The organism is Paenibacillus sp. GYB004, from assembly GCF_036577605.1.
Classification (GTDB): Bacteria; Bacillota; Bacilli; order Paenibacillales; family NBRC-103111; genus Paenibacillus_AB; species Paenibacillus_AB oceani.
Window position 1 is genome coordinate 125,449 of record NZ_JARBDB010000011.1, and the last position, 21,103, is coordinate 146,551.

A 21,103-nucleotide genomic window follows, 5' to 3' on the forward strand; every position below is an offset into this window, starting at 1 on the left:
TCATTCTTGTCCATGTCACGAATTTACGTCCTGATTTACAAAAACGAACGATTACGGAGAGTCTAATGTACAAAATTAAAGATTGACAGCGGTTTCACAACTCCTTTAAGATGTAATTAACACAATTTTACACAATTAACAACTATTGATGTACAAAATAACCATTGTTTGTACATCAGAAAGGAGGGGGAGTTATAAACCGACCATCCAAGGAACGGTTCCAGTATCAGCTGGACAACGTGATCGCTACGCTTCGTCAGGAGATTATCGATGGAACCTATGCGCCTCAGTCGTATCTGCCTTCAGAGATGGCCTTGTCGAAACGGTTTCAATTCAGCAACAAGTCGATCCGCAAAGGGCTTGAAGTGCTGGAAGAGGCGGGCTTCATCCGCAAAATCCCCCGGGTCGGCAATCAGGTTCAACCGCTGCATCCGCATACGACGTTACGTTTCAACTGCAGCCGGACCATATTGCGCGATTTGCAGCTGGAGAAGCTGATCGACGATTTTCACCAGTTGTATCCGCGCATTCAGATCGAAACGGTTCCGTACTACAGACCGGTACCGGAAGTATTAAGCAGCGAACATAGCGAGATGGATCTGATCAGCGTCAACAATCACCAATTCCAGGAGCTCGTCAAGCAAGGCTTGGCCGAGACGTTTGCGCCTTTGCCGGAGCCGGAAGAGACGCATCCGCTCCTGCTGGAGCCGTTTCGTGACGGGGGAACGCTTCGTGCTCAGCCGCTTGTGTTTGGTCCGGTCGTTCTCTGTTACAACAAGGCGCATTTTGAGGAATGCGGCATTCCGGAGCCGGACGGAAGCTGGACTTGGGATCAGTTGTTCCGCAGTGCGACAGCTTTATCGAATGGCGCCGGCCGTTACGGCTTTGGCTTCCATGCCATATCGGAAAACCGCTGGCCGATCTTTTTGCTGCAAAGCGGCAGCCGAAGCGAGTGGGAAGCTCCGTGGGAAAGTGAAGCGCTGCGGCGAAAACTCGCGCACAACATGAGCATCTGCAAAAACATTTTGCATGACCGCGCTATGTCGCCGCTGTACTTGTCGCAGGATGACAAGGAAATTAACCGGTTGTTTCGGGAAGGCAAAATATCCATGCTGCTCGCCAGTTATCCGCAGTTGAACGATTTTCTCGAATCCGGCTTGGATTTTGATGTATCTCCAGTTCCGTTCCAATACGATCCGGCGACTCTTTTCTTTTCCATTGGCGCCGCCGTTAACCGGTATTCCGAACATAAGGAAGAGGCTATGCTTTTTTTGCAGTATATGGCGTCGCAGAGAGCCCAGGAAATCATCCAGGCGCATTCGCTCAGCCTTCCCAGCTGCCGGCGGCTGTGGGAACGGCCTGTTGCGGGCCGGAAGAAGAGACCGGACCGCTATGCGATGTTCCGGGAAATCCTGTTTACGTTCCGGACGCATCACGATTTGTTTTTTTCGGAATCTCTTCGCCTGAGGCTGTTGAGCCATTTGAAGGAATATTGGGCGGACATGATCGATGTTGAGCAGCTGTGCGACCGCATATTCAGCGAAATTCGCGCCGATCGCGCGAACTAATGAGACCTGAAAGGTGATGGTTCTTTTGGAAAAGGAACAATCGACGGTATCGAATGGCTCGGACCATGAAGGGAAGGCTGCTCTGGCGTCTCCGTTGAGCCGAAGAACTTTATTAAGAACAGCGGGGATCGGCGGAATAACCGTTGCTGCGGGCGCTTGGCTGAATCACCGGTTCAGCGGCGGTTTTTCCGGTGACGTACACGCGGTTACCGGTGATGTATATGGCAAGAAGCCGATCCTGAACTGCTGCACGACGACGACGATCACGGAGCTTCGAACCGAAGGGAATCCGAGTACGGCTCGTCTCTACTACGTCCGGGATCCGGGACAAGAAGGAGTCTTTCTATATGACCCGGCGGATACGTCTACGGCGGACAATATGGGAGCGGTACTCGTATCGCCTTCCGTCGGGGCGAGATTCAAGCGGATGTATGACGGTTCCTTGAACGTCAAATGGTTCGGCGCCAAAGGGGACGGGGTAACGGATGACACGGCGGCCATCCGTCTTGCCATCGATGCGGCGCAGGGAGGTGCGGTCTTTTTCCCGGAAGGAACGTTCATCGTCTCGGCGGATAGCGCCATCACTCGTGCAGCCTTTCTACTGACCGCCGATCATTCCGGCACGATGCTGCATGGGGCGGGCAACGGGACGGTGATCAAGGCGGTCCACGACGGGTCCGTCACCTGGTTTCATATGTTCAAGCTGACGACCGCCAAACGGATCACGGTGCGCAATATGAAGTTCGACGGGAACGCCGATGCCAACTGGTTAACCGATCCGGAGGTTTCCCTGAACGCCCACCATATTTTCTACTTCAATCCTCCTGCGGACGGGGATGTGGACGATATTTCGTTTTCCGCATGTACGTTTCGCGGGTCGTTTAATAGCGCGGTGCAAAGCTACGGAAGCTTCGCCCACCCGTATCCCCATCCGGAGACGAGACGGATTCGGATCGAAAACTGTCATTTCGAGCAGACCGGCAACCATGGGGTCGGTATGAACGAATGGGTCGATAGTATCGTAACGGGATGTACGTTTTACGATTTGGGGATGAAGCCTGTATTGGCGAACGGATACGGCTCGGGCATGTGTGTGGACGTTTCCGGCGGCTGTCACAACATCGTCGTCTCGGACAACGTCGGCGAGCTGACCGGGATTTCGGCGTTCAAAGCCGAAACGCACGAGAAGCCGAACAACGGCGGAACCGTTCCTTCCTCGCATGTGACGTTCTCAGGAAATATCGTCCGCAATTTCAAGCTGGAGCCGAATCTGGGGACCCAGTATGCCATTCGGATTAACGGCATTCGGATTACCGCGATCGGCAACCAGTTTGAGAACTATTACGGCAGGGGCGTCGATATGTCGCGATATGCCAAAGAATGCACGATCGTCGGCAATCTGTTCGTATCGAACGGACAAACGGTCGGTTCCGGCATCTACAACTCTTCAAACGGCGGGCGAATGCGAATAACGAACAACGAGATCCAAAACTCGGGTGGCTCGGGCATCGAATGTTATGCATCGAACGATCTGGTCATCGAGGGCAATACGATCCGGAATGCCGCTTATTACGGGATCAGCTTGACATATTGCCAGCGTGCTGTCATCAATGCCAACGAATGCGTGGACAATTTGCGCGAGGGCATCCTCGTGTCCGTCGGCAGCGACCGCGTCAATGTGGCCAACAACTTAATCTGCGATACGCGGGCGGGAGCGGCCCGGACTCAGCAGTACGGCATTCGACTGGTGGACAGCGCCACCAACGTCGAGCTTGCGCACAATCAGTCGTACAACAATACGACAGCGGATATCGTATATGGGACAACACCGATCACAACGATCGAACACGGGTTCAAAACGTGGTATTCGAACAGTTTGCCGACGACAGGCGCCTGGAAGGAAGGCGACAAAGTGGTTTGTAACCTTCCCGGGGCGGCCGGCCATATCGGGTGGATCTGTGTATCGGCGGGGGCGTTTGGCGCGACTGCACCGGTGTTTCAACCCTATGGCGTTTTGTAAGCTGGCGCGAACATGGAAGAACGTTTCATGAGAGAAATACGGAAAGAGGGGCGAAGCATGAAAACGAAATGGTTTTTGCAGGTAGCCGTATGGGTTGTGATGAGCACGATGTTGATCAGCTGTTCAGGAAAGCCGGGCGTTACTACTGATCCGAGCGCGTCGAAGACAGAGGACGTGCAGGAGGCGAAGCAGCTCAGCTCCGAACCGGTTACACTGCGCGTGAACAACTGGAATACGGCGTTTCAGCAAGCGGAATTTGATACCTTTTTTGCCGAACCGGTCCGCAAAAAATATCCGTTCATTACATTGGAATATTTAGATTTTACGAAAAGTTCCGCCAATACGCTCGAAAATTTGATGGCCGCCGGAAACACGCCGGATATCGTATTCACGGATCATCCGAATCTGGCCGGCTTGCTGGAGTACAAGTATCCGCAGGACCTGAACGGATACGTGCTCGATTTCGGCGTTGATTTGAAGCAGGTGGACCTGCAGGTGCTGGAGGGAGGGAGATCGATCGGCAGCAGCTGGGAGCTGCTGGCGCTCCCGGTATATTCGGACCGGATGATGTGGTTTTATAACAAGGACGCGTTTGACCGGTTTGGAGTTCCTTATCCGAGCGACGACATGACGTGGGACGATGCGATTGCGACGTTCAAACGGCTGTCGCGGGTCGACGGCGGTGTGCAGTACTCCGCTTTCCGGACGATTAATCTGCTCATGACCGGCAGTCAATGGGGGCTTTCCCTGTTCGACAAGCAGACGGGCAGGCCGTCGTTTCAAACGGACGACTGGAAAAAGTCGCTCGCGCTGCTGCAGGAAATCAACAGCATCCCTGGGAATACCAAGCTGACGAACGAAGACTTTTATCAGAAGCAGACGCTCGCGTCGCTCATGCAAAGCTTCAATATTATGGTCAATCTGCTTGACACAGCGGAAAAGAACGGGCAAAAGATCAATTGGGACGTTGCTTCCTTGCCGCAATTCAAAGAGAAACCGGGCATCGCGGGTGCGAACAAGCCGCTATACTTTATGGTGTCTTCGGCAAGTAAGCATAAAGATCAGGCGTTTGCTGCAATCTCCTACTTAATGTCATCCAAGGAAGCGCAGACGATGTTATCGGAAAACGGAAAAATGCCGGTTCTCGCAGCTAAGGACGTGCAGCAGGCGTTCGGCAAAAAGCTGAACATCTTGCAGGGCAAAAATGTCGCCGCCGTTTATAAGCACAAGATGGCGGATCTTCCGTATACGAATCGCTATAACCGATTGGTTCTGCTTGAAATGATCGGGGCAGGCAACAACGTGCTGAACGGAACGGCCGACATCAACACAGCGCTGCGCGACGCCGAGGAACGAGCCAACAAAACCATCGACGCAAAAAAGAACTAATGGTTGTCCATTCGATCGGATTCATTTAGCAGCGAGCCGCAACGGAACAGCGAGCCGCAACAGAAAATCATTGACGATTCCCGTAGTGCGGATGTAAGATTTTTACTAAAGTGAAGAACGAAAGAAGTGAGGGCCATGGTTCATATCTACATCCCCTTGCTCAGATCACACAGAGAAAACGACCGCAAGCAGGGGATGAACTTCAGCGTGCTGCTGTTTCTTTGTGCCGAGACTTTGGGTGTACATGCCCGAAGTCTTTTTTTCTGCATAGGCGTATTTAACGATCAAATGTGCGACTCCATCGTTAAAAAAATCAAAAAAGTTGTTCAAATCGAGTTCGTCACCGGCATCTATCTTAGTAAGCCATAGAGAAACGGGAGGGAACATGGGAGCAGGTAACGACAGCACATTTGGGCTCGGCAAGCCTCCATTGGAAATTGAGGCATCCGGCGTTCGCGATCAGGACCTTGTAGAACGGGCGCAGCAAGGAGATACCGAAGCGTTCGGCGAGCTAATCGAGCAGTATCGCGGCAAAGCGCACGGCTGGGCGGAACGGATGACCGGGGACCCTCATATGGCCGACGATATCGTTCAGGATGCGCTTATCCGGGCGTTTCTGCACGTGGGCTCGCTCGCAGATACGAGCCGTTTTCTTCCCTGGCTGCACCGGATCGTGCGTAACCAGGCAAATATGCGGTTGCGCCGCGGCGGAGTTCACCGGAAAGAGCGGCCGTTTGCATCTATGGGCGTAACGGATGCTGCTGACGGTTCCAGGGTCGATTGGGAGGATCTGGACAGCATACTTTATCATTTGACCCGTACGGCGGCCGGTGCAGCGGAACAGGAGCAGGACCCGGCGGAGCATCTGATGCGCAAGGAACTTTACGAGACGATCCATACTTTACTCCATTGTCTGAACCGCAAGGAAAAAGAGATTTTCAAAGCTTATTTTTTCCGTCAATTGAGCCCTGACGAGATCGCCTCCATGTACAAGATGACAACCGGATCGGTATATACCTATATTCACCGTTCCCGTCAGAAGCTGCGCAAGGAGCATATCCGCATCTCTCTTGGTTTGGTACCGGAAAAGAAGGAGGGAAGCGGAATGTCATCGGCTAAGATGATTCAGTTGCCGGCGCGGCAGGCGGACGAATCCCTTCGTTTGACGTTCGTGGACGGTATCCGGCGTATGCTGGACATGCTCGGTGATCGGCGAGATGCGGCGGAGCTGATGGGGGTGTCCGCCTTTGCGTTCCGCATGAAGATTTCGGATCGAACGACTTTCGCCGATGGGATCTATATATTTGATTGGCGACTGAGTTTGCAGCGGCTGATGCAGGAGCTTGGCTATGAGGTTACGATGCTGTGCGGTCAGCGGGCGGATGCGCCGGTTCCGCTGCTGGGGGCGGTGGAACGGTTTCCGGTTGTGCTTCGGCTCGAGGAAGCTATACTTCCGTTTCTGCGGAAGTTAATTGATGCCGGGAAACCGGTGCTGATTTTCGATACGCAGGTATCCAAACCTTATGTGCACGAATGGGCGGTTGTCTACGGGTACGATGATGCGGTGCGCGTCCTGTATGTTACGGACCCGATACTTCCGGAAGGGAAAACGGTAACGTATGACGATGCTGTGAACAATCCGGTCCGATTTCTTGCCGGTATTAACGGCAAACGGAATTCGCCTGAAGAAAGAAGCAGTCCGCAGCCAGAGCAAGAATTGAAGCGGGAGCAGGCGCTGCGGACGATCCGTTTTGCGATCAACTATGCCAAGCAAGGCTGCGAATACAAGCCGCGGACCAACTACTTAACCTACTCCTCGGGACTCGCGGCGTACGATCGTTGGATCGGTCATTTGCGCAGCCCGCATGGTTGGCCCAACCGTTATGGGATGGGACAGCTATCCTCCGTTTATGCGGAAGCGAAACGATATGCCGCCTTGTACTTGCGCGGCGTGCCGTTCGAAGGGGAAGCGATGCGGCTGACGCTGCTGGCCTCGGAGGCATATGAGCAAGCGGCAGAGGCCGTAGGGGAAATCAGTCGTCAGGTTCCCTTCATTCGGACATCGGAGGTAATGTCGCCGGAGCTGCGTGAAGCTTGTGCCGTCCAACTGGGCAGAGCCAAGTCATTTGAAAGCGCCGCAATCGAATATTTGGAGAAATGCCGCTCGTTATCATTAACAAAAGCAAATTTGATCAAGCCGGCCTGTCCTATCCGACGGATGATTGGACGTGGGACGATATGGTGGAGCTCGGGAAAAAGCTGACGATCCGCGATGAACAGGGCAATGTGTCTCAGTACGGACTGGGGATCGGCATCGATATCGAATGGTGGGAGCCGTTCGTCCTGCGTAATGGCGGCCGTTATGTCGCACCGGACGGATCGGCGGCTCACGGATACGTGGACAGCCCCGCGACGATTGAAGCTTTCCGCCTGATAGTCGATGCCTTCCGGGTGCACAGCATCGTCCGGATGCCGAACGAGCCTTCCCGTTACAGGGAGGGACAGGAGTATAAGGAAGCAGCGATGAATTTTGCATTCGCCTGGCATTTCCATCATCATCCGGACCCGGATCAGGAATATGCCGTAGTCGGTTTGCCAAATATGCCGGGCGGGGTAAACGCGAATATGATCTATATGGCTGGCGCGCACGTGACGAAAAAATCGGCACACCCGCGTCTCGCGTGGGAATTTTTGCGACATTACCTTATGGCCAGCCGGTCCTGGATATTGCCGATTACGAAATCAAGTGCGGTTGAGCAAGGCTTGACGGAACATCCCGTCTGGTCGCGTTACCTTCAAGAGCTGGACGTTATCCAGCTCGGCGCCTTTTTCCTGAATCGAAAATGGAACGCCAGCCGCCAACTGATCAATGACGATATTCGCCGTATGATCGTTGACGGAGCGGATGTAGCCCAAACGATGCGGTCTTGGACGAGATTTGCCTGATAAACGCATCATCGCCCTCAGTCCGGATTAGTAGACGCCTCCCCAACCCCTTAGTCACTGGAGTGGAAGGCGTCTTTTCGCTTTTTGTGTAGCGTACGGCCGGATCAGCTATAGGGGGATTCCCGTATCCTTTTCCGGTATTGGTCAGGTGCGGTTCCGACTTGTTTTTTAAATACCCGGCTAAAATGGGAGGGGTGCTTGAAGCCTGCCTTATAGCATATATCGGTTACAGAGTCATCCAGACAGTGATGAAACATTATTTTCGCCTGATCGATTCGTCTTTTGAACAGGTAGTCGAACACGGTCATTCCGGTTACTTCCCTGAATACTTTCATCATGTGGAACCGGTTCATATGAAGATCCGACGCCATCCGGTCCAGCCCGATGTCCTCCATATACTTCTCTTCGATGTACGCCACGATTTTTTGAACGTACCGCTCCCAATCGGAGACGCCCTTTCGGGCGGATTCCATCTCGCTCCGGCATAACTCGTAGATCAGCATGAGCAGATCGTAAAAGGCGGCGAGCAGCCGGTTGCGGTGAACGGGGTCCTCTGAATAGTAGTAGCGGTTGATCCGCGATAAAATGTCTTCACACTCGGCCTTTGTCGCCGGACTTAATCGGATATGATGATTTTTCAACGTTTCAAACGGCTTTAACGGGTTGCAGGCAAGAAGGTTGTGCCCGAACAGCTGAACGAGGTGCGGGTCGAAGGAGAACATCGTCCGGACATACTCGGCAGACCGGTCTACCTGGGGACAATGCGGGGTCAATCCGTTCATAATGATCAGATCGCCCGGCTGCAGAGGAATGGTACGATCCCCCAGCACATAATCGCACCGCCCGCCGTGAAAATAGTAGATCTCGTACTGCACATGCGAATGAACGAGAACCTGGCCTGCCAATAGTTTATTCCACTTGTAGTAAAAATGGTCGAATATGCAATATGAATGCGGTATCATCCCAATTCCACCTTGGCTCCTGCCGATTTTTAATTAGTATACAACATTGCGGGAGAGGAGGGAGCCGGATTTTACGTCAGGTCGCCATAGCAGTCCGCCTAAAAAAACACTCACAGTCATATAGCAGCCAAAACCGCCCACCAACGGTCAAGAGTCTGCAAAAAAGCCGTGATATAGTAGGGGTATCCAATGGACTGAACATGGGGAGGGAATGGGATGAACAAAGATCAGATCGCACGCACAGCCGCCGCTTCCGGCGAAGGAATCGATTCAACCGGGACGACCGAACCGCTGTCGAGAAGAAAATTGCTGACCGCACTAGGGGTAACCGGAGCTGCTGCGGCGGCTACCGGGTTTCTGGGGCTGACGCCTGCCGTTTCTGTGGCGAAAAGTGTTTATGGGGAAGCAGATATTCAGGCGAAGGGGGTTAAACATCAGCTAGACGCTTTGACGGAGAGCGCCGTACAGGTCATTACGATCGCAGAGCTAAGGAGTCTGACCGGTTCAACCTATGCTTCTGCGTATTATGTAACGGATCACGACATGGAAGGCGTGTTCGGTCTCGATCCGATGGATACCGTATCGGCGGATAATACGGGCACGATTATTGTAAGCGCTTCCGGATTGAGGTATAAAAGAGGTTTTACCGGTCCGATTAGCGTCAAATGGTTCGGTGCGAAGGGCGACGGGGCAACCGACGATACGTCCGCGCTGCAAGCTGCCATCGATGCGGCCGCCGCAGAGGGAGGGGAAGTATTTCTTCCATCCGGCACCTATAACATCGGCACACGTTACACGTTCGCCGCTCCGGGAAGTATGAGTTTCGGGTATGCGCTGCGCGTTCCCGGCAACGTTACGGTCTCGGGTACGACCGGTACGCTTCTAACGCAGGCGATTACATATGAGAACCGCAGAGTGTTGTTTTATATCGCCGGCTCTAGTGTGGTATTCCGCAATCTGTCGATCGAGAACACTTATGTCATCACTCCGGGCGGTAATCTGTCGAGCATCGAGTTCGGTGCGGGCGACGGGTTCGACGCTTCTTTATCGGTACCTATCGAAAATGTGCGGATTGAGAACATCGTCGTTCGGAGGTCCTGGCATCCGGTGAAATTCCATTTCAGCGATGGTTCGGGAACGACCGCGAATAACATCCTGGTGCGGGGAGTCCGCTCGTATCATGATCCGGTCTCCAAAAGCAGCGGCGGCATCAATTTTCGATCCACTCCTAACGGCCGTATTACCCGAGTCACGATCGAATCCTGCCAGATCCACAATCCGGTCACGTCAGCGGGAATCGGTTTGTATGGCGTGCATGAAGCTACCGTTACGGGCTGTCTGTCCACAGGGTCCGGTCCGAGTGCTGCGGGTATTCAATTGGAAAACGGGGCCCGGGCAATCGCCGTTACCGGCAACACCTGCACGGACAATATAAACGGCATATGGGCGGACGACTCCGTCGATGTCACGATTTCCGGCAATACAGTGGTCGGGACGGGCAACGTCAAAGGAATCCGCGTGACGCACCAAGGTTACGCCGATGAGCCGACCAAGATCACGACCGGGATCGTCGTATTGGGCAACAGTCTGCGAGGCTGCCGGATCGTATCCGAGCCGTTCGGCGCTTCTCCCGCAGGCGGCTTCGGCAGCCTGACGATTACCGGCAACGTGATTACTGCGGACGGTTCCAGCATCACGACCGCCATCCATACGACCCGCGTAGCGCAGTTAAACGTAGTGGGGAATACGGTAGTCGGTGCGGGAACATACTCGCTGTACTTCTCTACGAACCCCGACGATTTGCTGGTCGTATCGATGAATATGACGGCCAAGGCGTCGAGCGAAAATTCCGTTGGCATCAGAGTGACCGGCTTAGCCTCGAATATTAATCTGGTCGGCAATACGTTTGCCAACGGGGTCGATACGTTGGGCGGAGAAAACGGATCAAGAGTAGCCAACGCCGGAATCGGCGGTCCGCTTCATTGGCAACTTGGAAGCACGCGCATTATGGCAGGGGCCGGGTCGCCTGAGCTGGTTCGAAGCGCGCCCCCCGGATCGATCTATCTGAGAACAGACGGTGGATCAACCTCCACGTTATTCGTCAAAGAGGTTGGAACAGGCACAGAAGGCTGGGCCGCCAAATAACGTATCGTTGGAACGCGTACGAGCTCGCCGCAGAGATGCGGCTTTTTTTGTGCTCGCTTTAGACCGGTTAAGTCTCCATGTTCCGGAGTGGCAACACTCGCTTATGAGAAGGAGAGAGCGAAGGAGTCTTGGGTGCGATCGAACAGGCGGTGTGGAGAGGGCTGGCTGGTAGGCGGGCCGGCTCGCTCGGGATGGATACGGAATGAAGCGGAATGAAGCGGTCCAGTCACTTTCAAATAACATATCGAGCGGCGTTCAATAATCACAGGCTGGGCGTAGCGGGCGGCCTGACAGCAATCCCGTCATATAGCGGAACATATCGCACCTGTAGCTGCACACAATGCGCCCACATTACTGGCCGTGGATCGTAAAGCGGAAGAATCATTTCCTTTATTTCCACAAAGTACACAACTTTCACATGATAGCGGAAGTTTGGTTTCCGTAATTTTGGATTTTTAAGGCGATAGCGGTGTGTTTACTGGAAATAACGGAACAAAAGTTTCCGTTAAACAAAGATATCCGGCTGCGCCCGGCCAATAACGGAAGTAAAACTTCCGATTAAGTTTACAGGAGGCGTTGGAGAACAAGCAAGTCATTGCCGAAGGTCCAGCCCCGTATGGAAACTTACGATAGGCGCTGTCTCAAAAGTGTTCGCATCACCTGGAAACATCCCGATTTGATAACGAGACAACTTCAGATTCCATCCTAAAGCGGAGCCGCGGTCCTTTTCTGGAGGGAAATTGGTCCTGAGGGGGGCGATATATCGCAAAATGGTTTTGAGACTGCCCCTTCGTCCGTTTCAATCTGCATTCGGTTATGTCGAATTCGTATAAATCGCGATCGTCTGTCGTTTCCTGCGTCTCCTGACAAATTCTTTTTCGGACCGCCGGTACTCATGGCTCATGCCGGCACCCCTTGAGTATGGTAATTTAAGGATATCTTATCCAGAATGGGGGCGAAATGATGATGGAAAAAGCGGCAGGGCAGGAGCGGGGGGCGTTATCGCGGGAAAGAGGCGGCGGGCAAGCGGTAAACGCGCAAGATCGCCGATATGCAGCGGCAGCCATGCCGATGTTAGCTGCAGGCGGGATTCCGCCGCGATCCGGAATGAACGTTCTGCAACTGCAACGCACGATCGGGAACCGCGCGGTCGGCGCTATGCTGGAGCGGTGGACAAGCTCCAACCCGGGTAAACCGGCAGCGTCCCGGACGGGTTCCACGGTCATCCGGCGCATGATCGACTCGGACGTTCCGGTGGCCACGAACTGGGAAACGCTGGAGAAGTACGTCTACCGGACGTTGATTAACCCGCGCAAGCAAACGTTCGAGCAGTCGGTCGTCGAATATATCAAGACGAAAGCCGCCGGGCACGGGCAAATATCCACCCTGTGGGAGCAGGTGAAAGCCGGTTTGCAAAGCAAGGCGGATATCGGGGACGTTTCTTCCAAACTGACGGATATCCGCACGGGCATCAATGCGGTCAAGGCGACAGAGCCGGATCATCCGAATAAACGCGGCATCGGCCCTTCGCAGGAACTGTACGAGACGATCCCGCAAAGCGAGACAAGCAAGACAGTTGCGGCGACGATCCGTCTAGCGCTGCTGAACGATTTTACCGCGAATGTGCAGTATAAAATAATCAGACCCAGAACTGGCCCGGCCAAAATGGTGCCTGACAAATACGGGGGCAATCCGATCGTCGGAAAATGGAGCGAGTCGTTCATGATGGGCGTGCTTGTCCTGCCGAACGGGGAGATTCATGTGAGCCACAGCGGTTTTATGGGGCAGACGCAACACCAGGTGTTCGAACAGATCGTTCAAGACAATGGCGGAATCGCGGTTACCCACGATACGTCGACAGAGCATGATGATTTGACCCGGACTTTCACCGACATATTGCAGCGTGAGATGCCGAAGCACACCCATCATCAAATCGTTCAGGACCATGGTCGGGACAAAGTGCAGCACGATCATCCGACACACGGTGCGGTAGTGGAAACCGGCAACCCGGTCGGGACCTGCGCCGCCCCGCAGGCCGTTCACCCGTTTAACGATCCGGACTTGCCCGATTTTCCGGCTAATCTGACCGGCGATACCGCGATGGGGATGACAGAGGTGCTCGTCCGATACGAATCGAAAGTCAGCGTCAGGGTGACGAATAAACCGAATAGGGGTTATATGGGCAATACTAAACCGGTCAAAGTGCTCGATATGAACGACGCCCCGCAATCGTACAGCGGAAATCAGGACGTCGTATCTTGCCTGACCTGCCAGTTCCAGCTGCGAGAGACGTTGAAGCGTATCGTCGACCGCAGACGGAACGTATTGAACAAGGAAACGATCGAGAACCTAGAGAAAGCATCAGGACGATACGGCCTGCTGGAGACGGCGGAGCAGTTGATCGCGGACTTGGGCGACAGTGACAAACACGATGCGCTGGTACATGCGATCGAATCCGGAACCGGTAAAGACGATTCGGGTGATGTGAGCTCGGAGACGGCGGAGCTTCGCGATGCGGTCACCGCGTACAAGGAAGCGATTGGAAGTCTGGCGAAGCAGCAGACCGAGCAGCCGGAGCATATCGAGTGGGACCGCGGAACCGAGCCGGACCGGGCGGCGACAGATTTCAAGGCTTTGACAGGCAAAGAAAAAAAGGTGCGTCAGGAGCAGGGCAAAATTGCGCTTGGCCGTCACAAGCTGGTCGGCAAAAGCATCGATATCGATAAATACGTGGAAGCTGCAGAGAGAAGAAGCAAGGAAGTGGAGAAGGCATCGCAAAGCGCCCGCAGCAAGAAGCACGCCGCTCCCGCAATAACCGATCCGGTAGCCGAAGTGGAGCGGGCGGAGCGAGCGCTAGCGGAGCTGCGCGAATTGCGGATACTCGGGATCGGCAGCGCGGAATCGTTGGCCGCTCAAATCGCGAAGCAGCTCGACCTGTACGTCGAGGCCGGTCGCAAACTGTCCGGTCTGGCTCCAGAAAAGACGGCTGAAGCGGAACAACAAAACGCGACAATCGACGAAATTGCCAAAGACCTGCAGCGGCTTGTGCGGCAAGTGCCGAGCAAGGAAGAGGCGTATGCCGCGCTAAGGGAGGAGAAGTCGCTTCAAGCGGCTGACGAAGCTAAGCAATCGAGCTTATCCCGTTATGCAGAAAGCAACACCCAAACGCTGGAAGCAGAACGGCAAGAGGCGATGCTGCGCCGCGGAGCCGAGATTGATGCCAACCAGGCGAGGGAGAAGCGGGAGAGTAAAGCGCTTAAAGAAGCGGAGAAGTTAGAGTCGCTTGCAGGCGATATCGCCAGAATGTATGACATGTCGCTCAGCGCCGCGATCGTCTATCTGGCCTCTCGGCTTCAAGCGGTTCCCGACGATAGTCCGAATCCTATGGAGGACGCTTATTTGTAGAATCGCTGCTGAGGACGAAAGCCCCTTCTTACACCGGAAGGGGCTTGTTTGTGTCGTCCCGGGAATCATACGAGGCTGCCGCTCGTCAAAGTCTGGTCACAAAGTCAATGGCAAAGCCGCTTTGCCTGGATCAATGACATTTGTCATCGCAACCTGGTGACAGTCGGCTCTAACCGCACATTCTCTAATTTCATATGCTTAGTAAAGTAAAGGATCTGGAGCTTCGGCAGCAGGATCGATACGGCATAGCAGCGAATGTAAAATAAGAGTAAGCGGAGAAGACTTGCCGGAACGGAGTGCCTCTAATGGTCGAGTGGTTAAATTCTATGATTACCTTGCCTTCCTTAATATGGATTTTTTGGCGGCCTTTATGATTCATGATTTCGAAGAGATTATCTGGGTAGAATCGTGGATGAACAAAAATTACAATAAGCTGCTGCATACCGTCCCCAAATCGTTTCAAAAACAGATCCAATCGTTTCATGGAATTAAATCGTCCCATTTCGCGATACCGGTTTTTATGGAATTTATCCTGTTTATACCGGCAACGTGGCTGGCGGCCGACCACAATCAATACGTATTTTTCGTCGGGTTTAATATGGTGCTGCTATTGCACGTATTTACCCATCTGGGGCAAAGCTTGTATCTGAGAATGTACACCCCCGGAGTCGTCACAGCACTTGTCGTTACACTGCCTTACTCCGTCTATCTCTTCTATCGATTGATTCAGTCCGGGGCCATAGATTGGAGATCGCTGCTCCTGTATCTCCCTGCGGGACTTATCCTGGGTCCGATTATCTTATGGGGTCATAAATGGGCCCGTAAGCTGCTGCCGGATCATTGAGACGCCCTTCCCATTGAGGTTTGGCTGTTGGTTGTGATCGGGCAACCGATGCAAGAATCTAAAAGTCACGAAAAAAGAAAGAAGAGCCGGAATTCCTCGTCGGAGGAAGTATTCCGGTTTTTTCTCTTTATATTCTCCTTATAGCGGGCGGTCCATCCCCATCTTCGACGGATAGATCAGAGTGGGAATCTTCGTTAGTTGACAAAGCTTCGTTCAAATCGATATAATTTAAATGAACAACTGTTCAATAAATCTTTCGGGAGGGGAAACCTCATGAGATTAAACGGTCAAGTTGCGGTCGTTACCGGAGCTGCGTCAGGTATGGGTAAAGCCATTGCCGAGCTGTACGCTAAAGAAGGCGCGAAAGTCGTCGTATCCGATTTGAACCTCGAAGGCGCGGAAGCGGTAGCAGCCGCTATTAAGGCTGGCGGCGGCGAAGCGATTGCCGTACAAACCAACGTCGCCGACCTGAAAGATATTCATATGATGATCGATACGGCCGTAAGCGAGTACGGCACACTCGATATTTTGGTTAACAATGCAGGCATTATGGACAATATGGCGCCGGTTGGAGACGTGGACGACGAGAGATGGGATATCATCTTCGATGTGAATACAAAAGGGGTTATGCGCGCGATCCGCAAGGCGCTTCCGATCTTTCTGGAGAAAGGAAAAGGCGTAATCATCAATACGGCTTCGACGGGTGGCTTCAGCGGCGCGCATGCGGGGGCGGCTTATACGGCTTCCAAGCACGCCGTTATCGGCTTAACGAAAAACACCGGCTTTATGTACGCGCAGAAAGGAATCCGCTGCAATGCGATCGCACCGGGTGCGACGATGACGAACATCGCTTCGACGATGAGCAATGTGAACGAGTTCGGCGCTTCGCGGACGAAAGTTACCCAAGGCGTTATTCCTCGCGTCGGACAAGCGGAAGAGATTGCGCAAGTGGCTTTATTCCTGGCTTCCGATGAATCGAGCTTTGTGAACGGAGCGGTAATCGCTGCGGACGCCGGTTGGACGGCAGGTTTTTAAGATCAGTTTTGCTTAGATAAGCTGCTAAATATCTTCGATGGTAAAACCCAATGTAGAGTTAGGCGACGTGGAAAAAGCTGTGGTTCGCCTTTTGTGAGCCTATGATCCCCAAGCGAGCAGACCTACCAAGCTGCAAACAGTCCTTCCGGCTGCTTGCGGCTTTTTTTGTGCCTGTAACTATCGTCTACAAAGTATACATTTGATCAATTCCGTTATATAATACAGTCCATAAATAGATGATGAACAATTGTGGATGATAATGTTCATTAAGGGGAACCTAAGCGAGGATAAACAAGGGGAAGCGGATATGAACGAAAACGATTTAAGAGTTATAAAGACGAAAAAAGCGCTGCATCAAGCGCTTCTTGCTTTGCTGAAAACGACATCGCTCGAATCGATCTCCATATCCGCCCTTTGTCGGGAAGCGGACGTGAACCGGGGCACTTTTTACTTGCACTATAAGGACGTCGGTGCCTTGTTCGACGAGCATCTTCAAGAGCTGCTCCGGGATTTGGAGGACTCCTACTATGAGCCTTACCGGCATGTGTCGCATCTGGTGACGAGCCATCTCGATCCGTCGACGATCCGGATTTTTCATCATGTGAAGAAATACCGGCCGTTCTATGAAATCGTCTTTCAGAAGCAGTCGCCTCTATCTTACTATTATTCGTTGCTGGACAAGATTAAAAGCTTAATGCAGCTGAGCTCCTCGGTTTATCCGTTAGGCGGGATCGATCTCTCCCTGCTGGTTGCGTATCAGGCCAATGCAATTATGGGCTTGCTTATTCAATGGAACGAGGACGGCTTTGCCCACAGTCCGGAAACGATGAACGAGCAGCTCACTTATTTATTGAAGATGCAAGGAAACGACCTGCCGTCTGAACAGTTGCCGAAAGATTGAGATTGAGATTGAAATGGACCCGCCCGAGCAGCGGGTTTTTGTTTATTTTTGGTGTAAACGATCGTCGTGTGGATGGATTGGAACGTCAGGCGAATTTATTTTCAAATATACCTTTACAGGAATATTCCTTGTGGTGTATATTTAACTTACAGAAAGTTGATTATAAGAATAAAGGAGCTGGGAGAAGCCAGACAGACCATCATGTAACGAGGTGAGCGGCATGTCGGGAAAAATTCCGGGCATGGACGTGACGATGCTAAGCGTACTGGCCGAGCCGACCCGCAAGAAGATCGTCGAACTTTTGCGCGACGGCCCGCTGAGCGTGGGAGAGATCACCGAGCGGCTGGGGCTTCGCCAGCCCCAAGCTTCGAAGCATCTGAAGGTGCTTAGCGACAACGGCATATTGGAGATGACAGCCGAAGCCAATCGCCGGATTTACAAGCTCCGGTCCGAGCCCTTTCAGGCGATGAATGATTGGGTGAAGTCTTTCCGGGGCGTTATGGAAGACCGGTTCGACAAGCTGGATCAGTACTTGCGGGACATGCAAGATCAGGATCAACGATAAACGATAAACGTTTGACTAAAGATGAGGAGGATTTATAATGTCTAACAATGCAATGGTATCTAGAGTGGAAAATGATCGGGTGCTGGTTCTGGAGCGTGTATTCAGTGCGCCGCGCGAGCTCGTCTACCGGATGTTCAAGGAGCCCGAGCATCTGAAGCACTGGTGGGGGCCGAGAGGCTGGGAGCTTACCGTTTGCAACATCGATTTCCGCCCGGGCGGGATCTGGCACTATTGCATGAAGTGTATGGATGAGAACCAGGGAACCTTTTACGGTATGGAATCTTGGGGGAAAGGCGTGTACAAAGATATTGCTGAGCCTGAGACAATTGCCTTTACCGACTATTTCTCCGATGCCGAAGGCAATTCGAACGACGAGATGCCAGCGACCGAGGTCACGGTGGAGTTTATTGACTTGGGCGGCAAGACGAAGCTGGTGAACCGTTCAGAATATGTGTCCGCAGAGGCACTCCAATCCGTAATGGATATGGGTATGCTGCAGGGCATCACCGAAACGTGGGATCGTCTGGAAGAGCGCTTGAACGAAGTCAAATAAGGAATCAAGCGAAAGGCCGTCCGGCTGCTACAGCGGGCGGTTGTTTTGTTGTGGCCGGACGCCATGATGGAAGCGCTTCAAAAAGTGCAAAACAATGAACCAGAATGATAAATCCTGCGGCAACAAGATCGTTTACAATGAGGGGAAAGCGGATCTTTGTTTGAACGGATACAACGCCGTTTTTTATTCCAACCTGCAGAAAGGAGAAGCGGTTACGTATAGGGAATGGAGCTAATTGGGATACCGGATTTTTTGTCAGGACAGCGGGCTGAATCGGACACGAGAGGACACTCACTTCTTTATTCGCCCTTACGGTGAATCGCAACGGGTAACGGAAGACCGGAGGACCCCGGAAATCACTTGAGCGGGAGTGGTTGTAGTGAAAGGAAGTCGAAGGTTTGCATTCATGGCTTTGGCTGCACAGATCGCGTTTGCAGCCGGTTGTTCGGGGGGACAAACTGGCGGAACAAGCGAACCGTCGGAGAAGTCCGGGGAGACCGTAACGAAGACGAATGTTCCGGAACCGGTCAAACTGAAGTTTCAGCCAGTCGGTGCCGGCTATTTGTACGAAGACGATTTTCAACTGCTGATGGTCGAACCGCTTAAGAAAAAATATCCGCATATTACGGTCGAATATGTCATGCCGGGTAAAGGAACGATGATTGATGATCTGGTTGCGGCGAAGGATGTGCCCGATCTGCTAATTTACGGAATCGGCAACTATACGCAATATCGCGATCTCGGCATCTTGACCGACATTACTCCGCTGTTGAATAAGATGAAGATCGACTTGGGCCGCTTTAAGCCTTGGGTGCTCGATAATATCAAGGTGGACGGCAAGCTGTACAGTTTGCCCTATGCGATGAATACGAACGCGATCTATTACAACCTCGACCTGTTCGATAAGTTCGGCGTCCCTTATCCGAAAAGCGGCATGACTTGGGACGACATCCTCGAGGTGACGAAAAGGCTTAGCCGATTCGAGGATAACACCCAATACAAAGGATTTATGTACTTGAACAGCTACTGGCTCGGCTACCAATTGTCGTTGCCGTTTACCGATGCTGCGAAAAAGAAGTCGATGATCCATACGGACGGTTGGAGCCGTGCCTTTCAGATGATGAAAGCGATCGATACGATCCCGGGTAACGAGCGGGGCAGTCCGGTTGCCGATTTTTACGACAAGCGCAATTTGGCGATGGTCGGAGCCTACAATCTCATCCCTACCCTGAAGCAGGAAAAGTACAGGACGCTGCGCTGGGACGTCGCCGGTTATCCGAGCTTCAAGGAAAAGCCGAACATCGCTCCACCGGTGGACTTGCATCAGATCACCATCTCGAACAGCACGAAACATCCGGAGGAAGCGATGCAGGTTATCGATCTACTGACCTCCGAAGAAGTGCAACTGATCAGCGCCCGAAGTACCGGACGCGCGTCTCCGCTGCTGAACAAGCGGGTCGAGCAAGAGCTGGGCGCAGATATGGAGCTGATCAAGGGGAAAAACGTGACCGCCTTTTTCGATACACAGCCGGCTCCCAACGTGATGTTTGCGAACGAGGACATTGCGGTACAGAGAAGCATCGAGAAGTTCTACAAAGAATATAGCGGCGGCTCGATGGACGTAAATGTGCTGATGCAAAAAATCGGGGAGGACGCAAACCAGGCGATCAGCGTTTTGAATAACAAGTAGTGAAGATAGAGGGACGTATGCGACAACTTAGACTGTGATTTGACCATAGAAGCCACTACCCTCGCTGGGTGGTGGCTTCCTTATGATTCGTTTGGAACAACCAGAGCCAGGGGAAAATTTGAAGAGCAGGTCCCCTCTGAGCCGAGACTATTCCAAAATCTCTCAGTAAATAAAGGGGAAACGCGATTGGCGAAGAAAGAGTTAGGAGTTGAGTTTCTGTTCTTTCTTACAAGGGTCGACCGAAGGAGCGTCAGGCAGAGAATTACATTCTAGCGCCAGTCCTGTCGGTCTATGTGCCAGAAGTAACTGATCTTTTGAGAGGGAGGGGTTCTTATGAAAGTCAAACGTATTGTCGCCAATATCCATACACCGAATATCAACGCCGCCATATCTTTTTACGAAGATGTGCTTGGTCTGGATGTCTGGATGGATCACGGGTGGATCACAACGTATGGGTCTAGCGAGGAGATGGGCGTCCAGATCAGCTTCGCTTCGCAAGGAGGCTCCGGTACGCCGACGCCGGATCTGTCGATTGAAGTTGACGATGTCGATGAAGCGTTCGAGCGGATGAAGGCCGCCGGTTTCCCGATCGAATACGGCCCTGCGGACGAGCCTTGGGGAGTTCGTCGGTTTTATGTGCGTGATCCTTTTGGCAAGCTTGTGAATATTTTGGCTCATAAGTTGTGAATGAAGATGGGATTTTGAAGCGGGGTTGGTAGAAATGGGAAATGAAGAAAACTGCTTCCTTCGCCGTTATAAGTGCAAACACCTGTCAATACTGGAAATAATGAGACCAGTAGAGGATGAGGTGTTTTCATATGTTTGTAGCAAATTTAAAGGAAGGCGGAGCACCCAACCAACCGATTCGAGATATAGCCAATCATAATCGTACATGGGGACAGCTGAGCTTCTTCGAGTACCCAAGTTACATTCATGCCAAGCTTCCCCGTTCCAACTGCGGCGAATGTAACACCATCACGCGGGTCAATGGGCCATGGGCCCTGGATAAACCCAAGCATTACTAGTGACATTAAAAAACAAATCTAAAGATAAGTGCTTAGTTCATTTTCGTATAAATCT

At 52.6% G+C, this 21,103-nt stretch carries 16 protein-coding genes and 1 pseudogene; 16 read left to right on the plus strand and 1 reads right to left on the minus strand.

From position 1 onward, the window contains the following. The first annotated feature begins 164 nt into the window (after positions 1–164). The 6 genes from PV433_RS06580 (at position 165) to PV433_RS06605 (ending at position 7,923) form a co-directional block, all read left to right on the plus strand. Positions 165–1,568, plus strand: coding sequence for an extracellular solute-binding protein (locus tag PV433_RS06580; protein WP_332071386.1), 1,404 nt, complete (start codon positions 165–167; stop codon positions 1,566–1,568). A gap of 25 nt (positions 1,569–1,593) precedes the next feature. Then, positions 1,594–3,588, plus strand: a complete 1,995-nt coding sequence (locus tag PV433_RS06585) for a right-handed parallel beta-helix repeat-containing protein (protein WP_332071387.1) — start codon at positions 1,594–1,596, stop codon at positions 3,586–3,588. Between the two features lie 57 nt (positions 3,589–3,645). Further along, the gene (locus tag PV433_RS06590; protein WP_332071388.1) at positions 3,646–4,977 is read left to right on the plus strand and encodes an ABC transporter substrate-binding protein; all 1,332 of its coding nucleotides are present in this window, start codon (positions 3,646–3,648) and stop codon (positions 4,975–4,977) included. A 135-nt stretch (positions 4,978–5,112) separates the two neighbouring features. Further along, on the plus strand, positions 5,113–5,346 hold the full coding sequence (locus PV433_RS06595; protein WP_332071389.1) for a hypothetical protein: 234 nt from the start codon (positions 5,113–5,115) through the stop codon (positions 5,344–5,346). Between the two features lie 16 nt (positions 5,347–5,362). After that, on the plus strand, positions 5,363–7,240 hold the full coding sequence (locus PV433_RS06600; RefSeq protein WP_332071390.1) for a sigma-70 family RNA polymerase sigma factor: 1,878 nt from the start codon (positions 5,363–5,365) through the stop codon (positions 7,238–7,240). Continuing rightward, on the plus strand, positions 7,135–7,923 hold the full coding sequence (locus tag PV433_RS06605; RefSeq protein WP_332071391.1) for an extracellular solute-binding protein: 789 nt from the start codon (positions 7,135–7,137) through the stop codon (positions 7,921–7,923). The genes PV433_RS06600 and PV433_RS06605 overlap by 106 nt, the downstream gene beginning before the upstream one ends. A gap of 104 nt (positions 7,924–8,027) precedes the next feature. Here the strand turns inward: PV433_RS06605 and PV433_RS06610 are convergent, their stop codons facing one another. Then, a complete protein-coding gene (locus PV433_RS06610) occupies positions 8,028–8,885 on the minus strand; it encodes a helix-turn-helix transcriptional regulator (protein WP_332071392.1) in 858 nt (285 codons plus the stop codon). 216 nt (positions 8,886–9,101) lie between these two features. Here PV433_RS06610 and PV433_RS06615 point away from each other — a divergent pair, with 216 nt between their 5' ends. The 10 genes and pseudogenes from PV433_RS06615 to PV433_RS34025 form a co-directional block, all read left to right on the plus strand. Further along, positions 9,102–11,030: a glycosyl hydrolase family 28-related protein gene (locus PV433_RS06615; RefSeq protein WP_332071393.1), complete on the plus strand. Its 1,929-nt coding sequence runs from the start codon at positions 9,102–9,104 to the stop codon at positions 11,028–11,030. A gap of 960 nt (positions 11,031–11,990) precedes the next feature. Beyond that, positions 11,991–14,435 (plus strand): hypothetical protein, encoded by a 2,445-nt coding sequence (locus tag PV433_RS06620; RefSeq protein ID WP_332071394.1) that lies wholly within the window; start codon positions 11,991–11,993, stop codon positions 14,433–14,435. A 370-nt stretch (positions 14,436–14,805) separates the two neighbouring features. Next, a complete protein-coding gene (locus tag PV433_RS06625) occupies positions 14,806–15,279 on the plus strand; it encodes an HXXEE domain-containing protein (RefSeq protein ID WP_332071395.1) in 474 nt (157 codons plus the stop codon). A gap of 273 nt (positions 15,280–15,552) precedes the next feature. Next, positions 15,553–16,314, plus strand: coding sequence for an SDR family oxidoreductase (locus PV433_RS06630; RefSeq protein ID WP_332071396.1), 762 nt, complete (start codon positions 15,553–15,555; stop codon positions 16,312–16,314). A 307-nt stretch (positions 16,315–16,621) separates the two neighbouring features. After that, on the plus strand, positions 16,622–17,215 hold the full coding sequence (locus PV433_RS06635; RefSeq protein ID WP_332071397.1) for a TetR-like C-terminal domain-containing protein: 594 nt from the start codon (positions 16,622–16,624) through the stop codon (positions 17,213–17,215). Between the two features lie 220 nt (positions 17,216–17,435). Further along, positions 17,436–17,780 carry an ArsR/SmtB family transcription factor gene (locus PV433_RS06640; RefSeq protein ID WP_332071398.1) on the plus strand — a complete coding sequence of 115 codons (345 nt, stop codon included), beginning with the start codon at positions 17,436–17,438 and terminating at the stop codon, positions 17,778–17,780. Between the two features lie 37 nt (positions 17,781–17,817). Beyond that, positions 17,818–18,333, plus strand: coding sequence for an SRPBCC domain-containing protein (locus PV433_RS06645; protein WP_332071399.1), 516 nt, complete (start codon positions 17,818–17,820; stop codon positions 18,331–18,333). A 406-nt stretch (positions 18,334–18,739) separates the two neighbouring features. Continuing rightward, positions 18,740–20,023 carry an ABC transporter substrate-binding protein gene (locus PV433_RS06650; RefSeq protein WP_332071400.1) on the plus strand — a complete coding sequence of 428 codons (1,284 nt, stop codon included), beginning with the start codon at positions 18,740–18,742 and terminating at the stop codon, positions 20,021–20,023. Between the two features lie 333 nt (positions 20,024–20,356). Continuing rightward, positions 20,357–20,710 (plus strand): VOC family protein, encoded by a 354-nt coding sequence (locus tag PV433_RS06655; protein WP_332071401.1) that lies wholly within the window; start codon positions 20,357–20,359, stop codon positions 20,708–20,710. A 158-nt stretch (positions 20,711–20,868) separates the two neighbouring features. Then, positions 20,869–21,045, plus strand: a pseudogene (locus PV433_RS34025) (ISL3 family transposase); the annotation flags it as partial. Positions 21,046–21,103 lie beyond the last annotated feature (58 nt).

What these genes read in the sequence shown, in the direction of transcription:
- PV433_RS06610 (WP_332071392.1), bottom strand. Translation starts at nt 8,885, where the DNA reads ATGATACCGCATTCATATTGCATATTCGACCATTTTTACTACAAGTGG.
- PV433_RS06640 (WP_332071398.1), top strand. Translation starts at nt 17,436, where the DNA reads ATGTCGGGAAAAATTCCGGGCATGGACGTGACGATGCTAAGCGTACTG.
- PV433_RS06620 (WP_332071394.1), top strand. Translation starts at nt 11,991, where the DNA reads ATGATGATGGAAAAAGCGGCAGGGCAGGAGCGGGGGGCGTTATCGCGG.
- PV433_RS06655 (WP_332071401.1), top strand. Translation starts at nt 20,357, where the DNA reads ATGAAAGTCAAACGTATTGTCGCCAATATCCATACACCGAATATCAAC.
- PV433_RS06590 (WP_332071388.1), top strand. Translation starts at nt 3,646, where the DNA reads ATGAAAACGAAATGGTTTTTGCAGGTAGCCGTATGGGTTGTGATGAGC.
- PV433_RS06635 (WP_332071397.1), top strand. Translation starts at nt 16,622, where the DNA reads ATGAACGAAAACGATTTAAGAGTTATAAAGACGAAAAAAGCGCTGCAT.
- PV433_RS06625 (WP_332071395.1), top strand. Translation starts at nt 14,806, where the DNA reads ATGATTCATGATTTCGAAGAGATTATCTGGGTAGAATCGTGGATGAAC.
- PV433_RS06630 (WP_332071396.1), top strand. Translation starts at nt 15,553, where the DNA reads ATGAGATTAAACGGTCAAGTTGCGGTCGTTACCGGAGCTGCGTCAGGT.
- PV433_RS06650 (WP_332071400.1), top strand. Translation starts at nt 18,740, where the DNA reads ATGGCTTTGGCTGCACAGATCGCGTTTGCAGCCGGTTGTTCGGGGGGA.
- PV433_RS06615 (WP_332071393.1), top strand. Translation starts at nt 9,102, where the DNA reads ATGAACAAAGATCAGATCGCACGCACAGCCGCCGCTTCCGGCGAAGGA.
- PV433_RS06595 (WP_332071389.1), top strand. Translation starts at nt 5,113, where the DNA reads ATGGTTCATATCTACATCCCCTTGCTCAGATCACACAGAGAAAACGAC.
- PV433_RS06600 (WP_332071390.1), top strand. Translation starts at nt 5,363, where the DNA reads ATGGGAGCAGGTAACGACAGCACATTTGGGCTCGGCAAGCCTCCATTG.
- PV433_RS06605 (WP_332071391.1), top strand. Translation starts at nt 7,135, where the DNA reads ATGCCGCTCGTTATCATTAACAAAAGCAAATTTGATCAAGCCGGCCTG.
- PV433_RS06645 (WP_332071399.1), top strand. Translation starts at nt 17,818, where the DNA reads ATGTCTAACAATGCAATGGTATCTAGAGTGGAAAATGATCGGGTGCTG.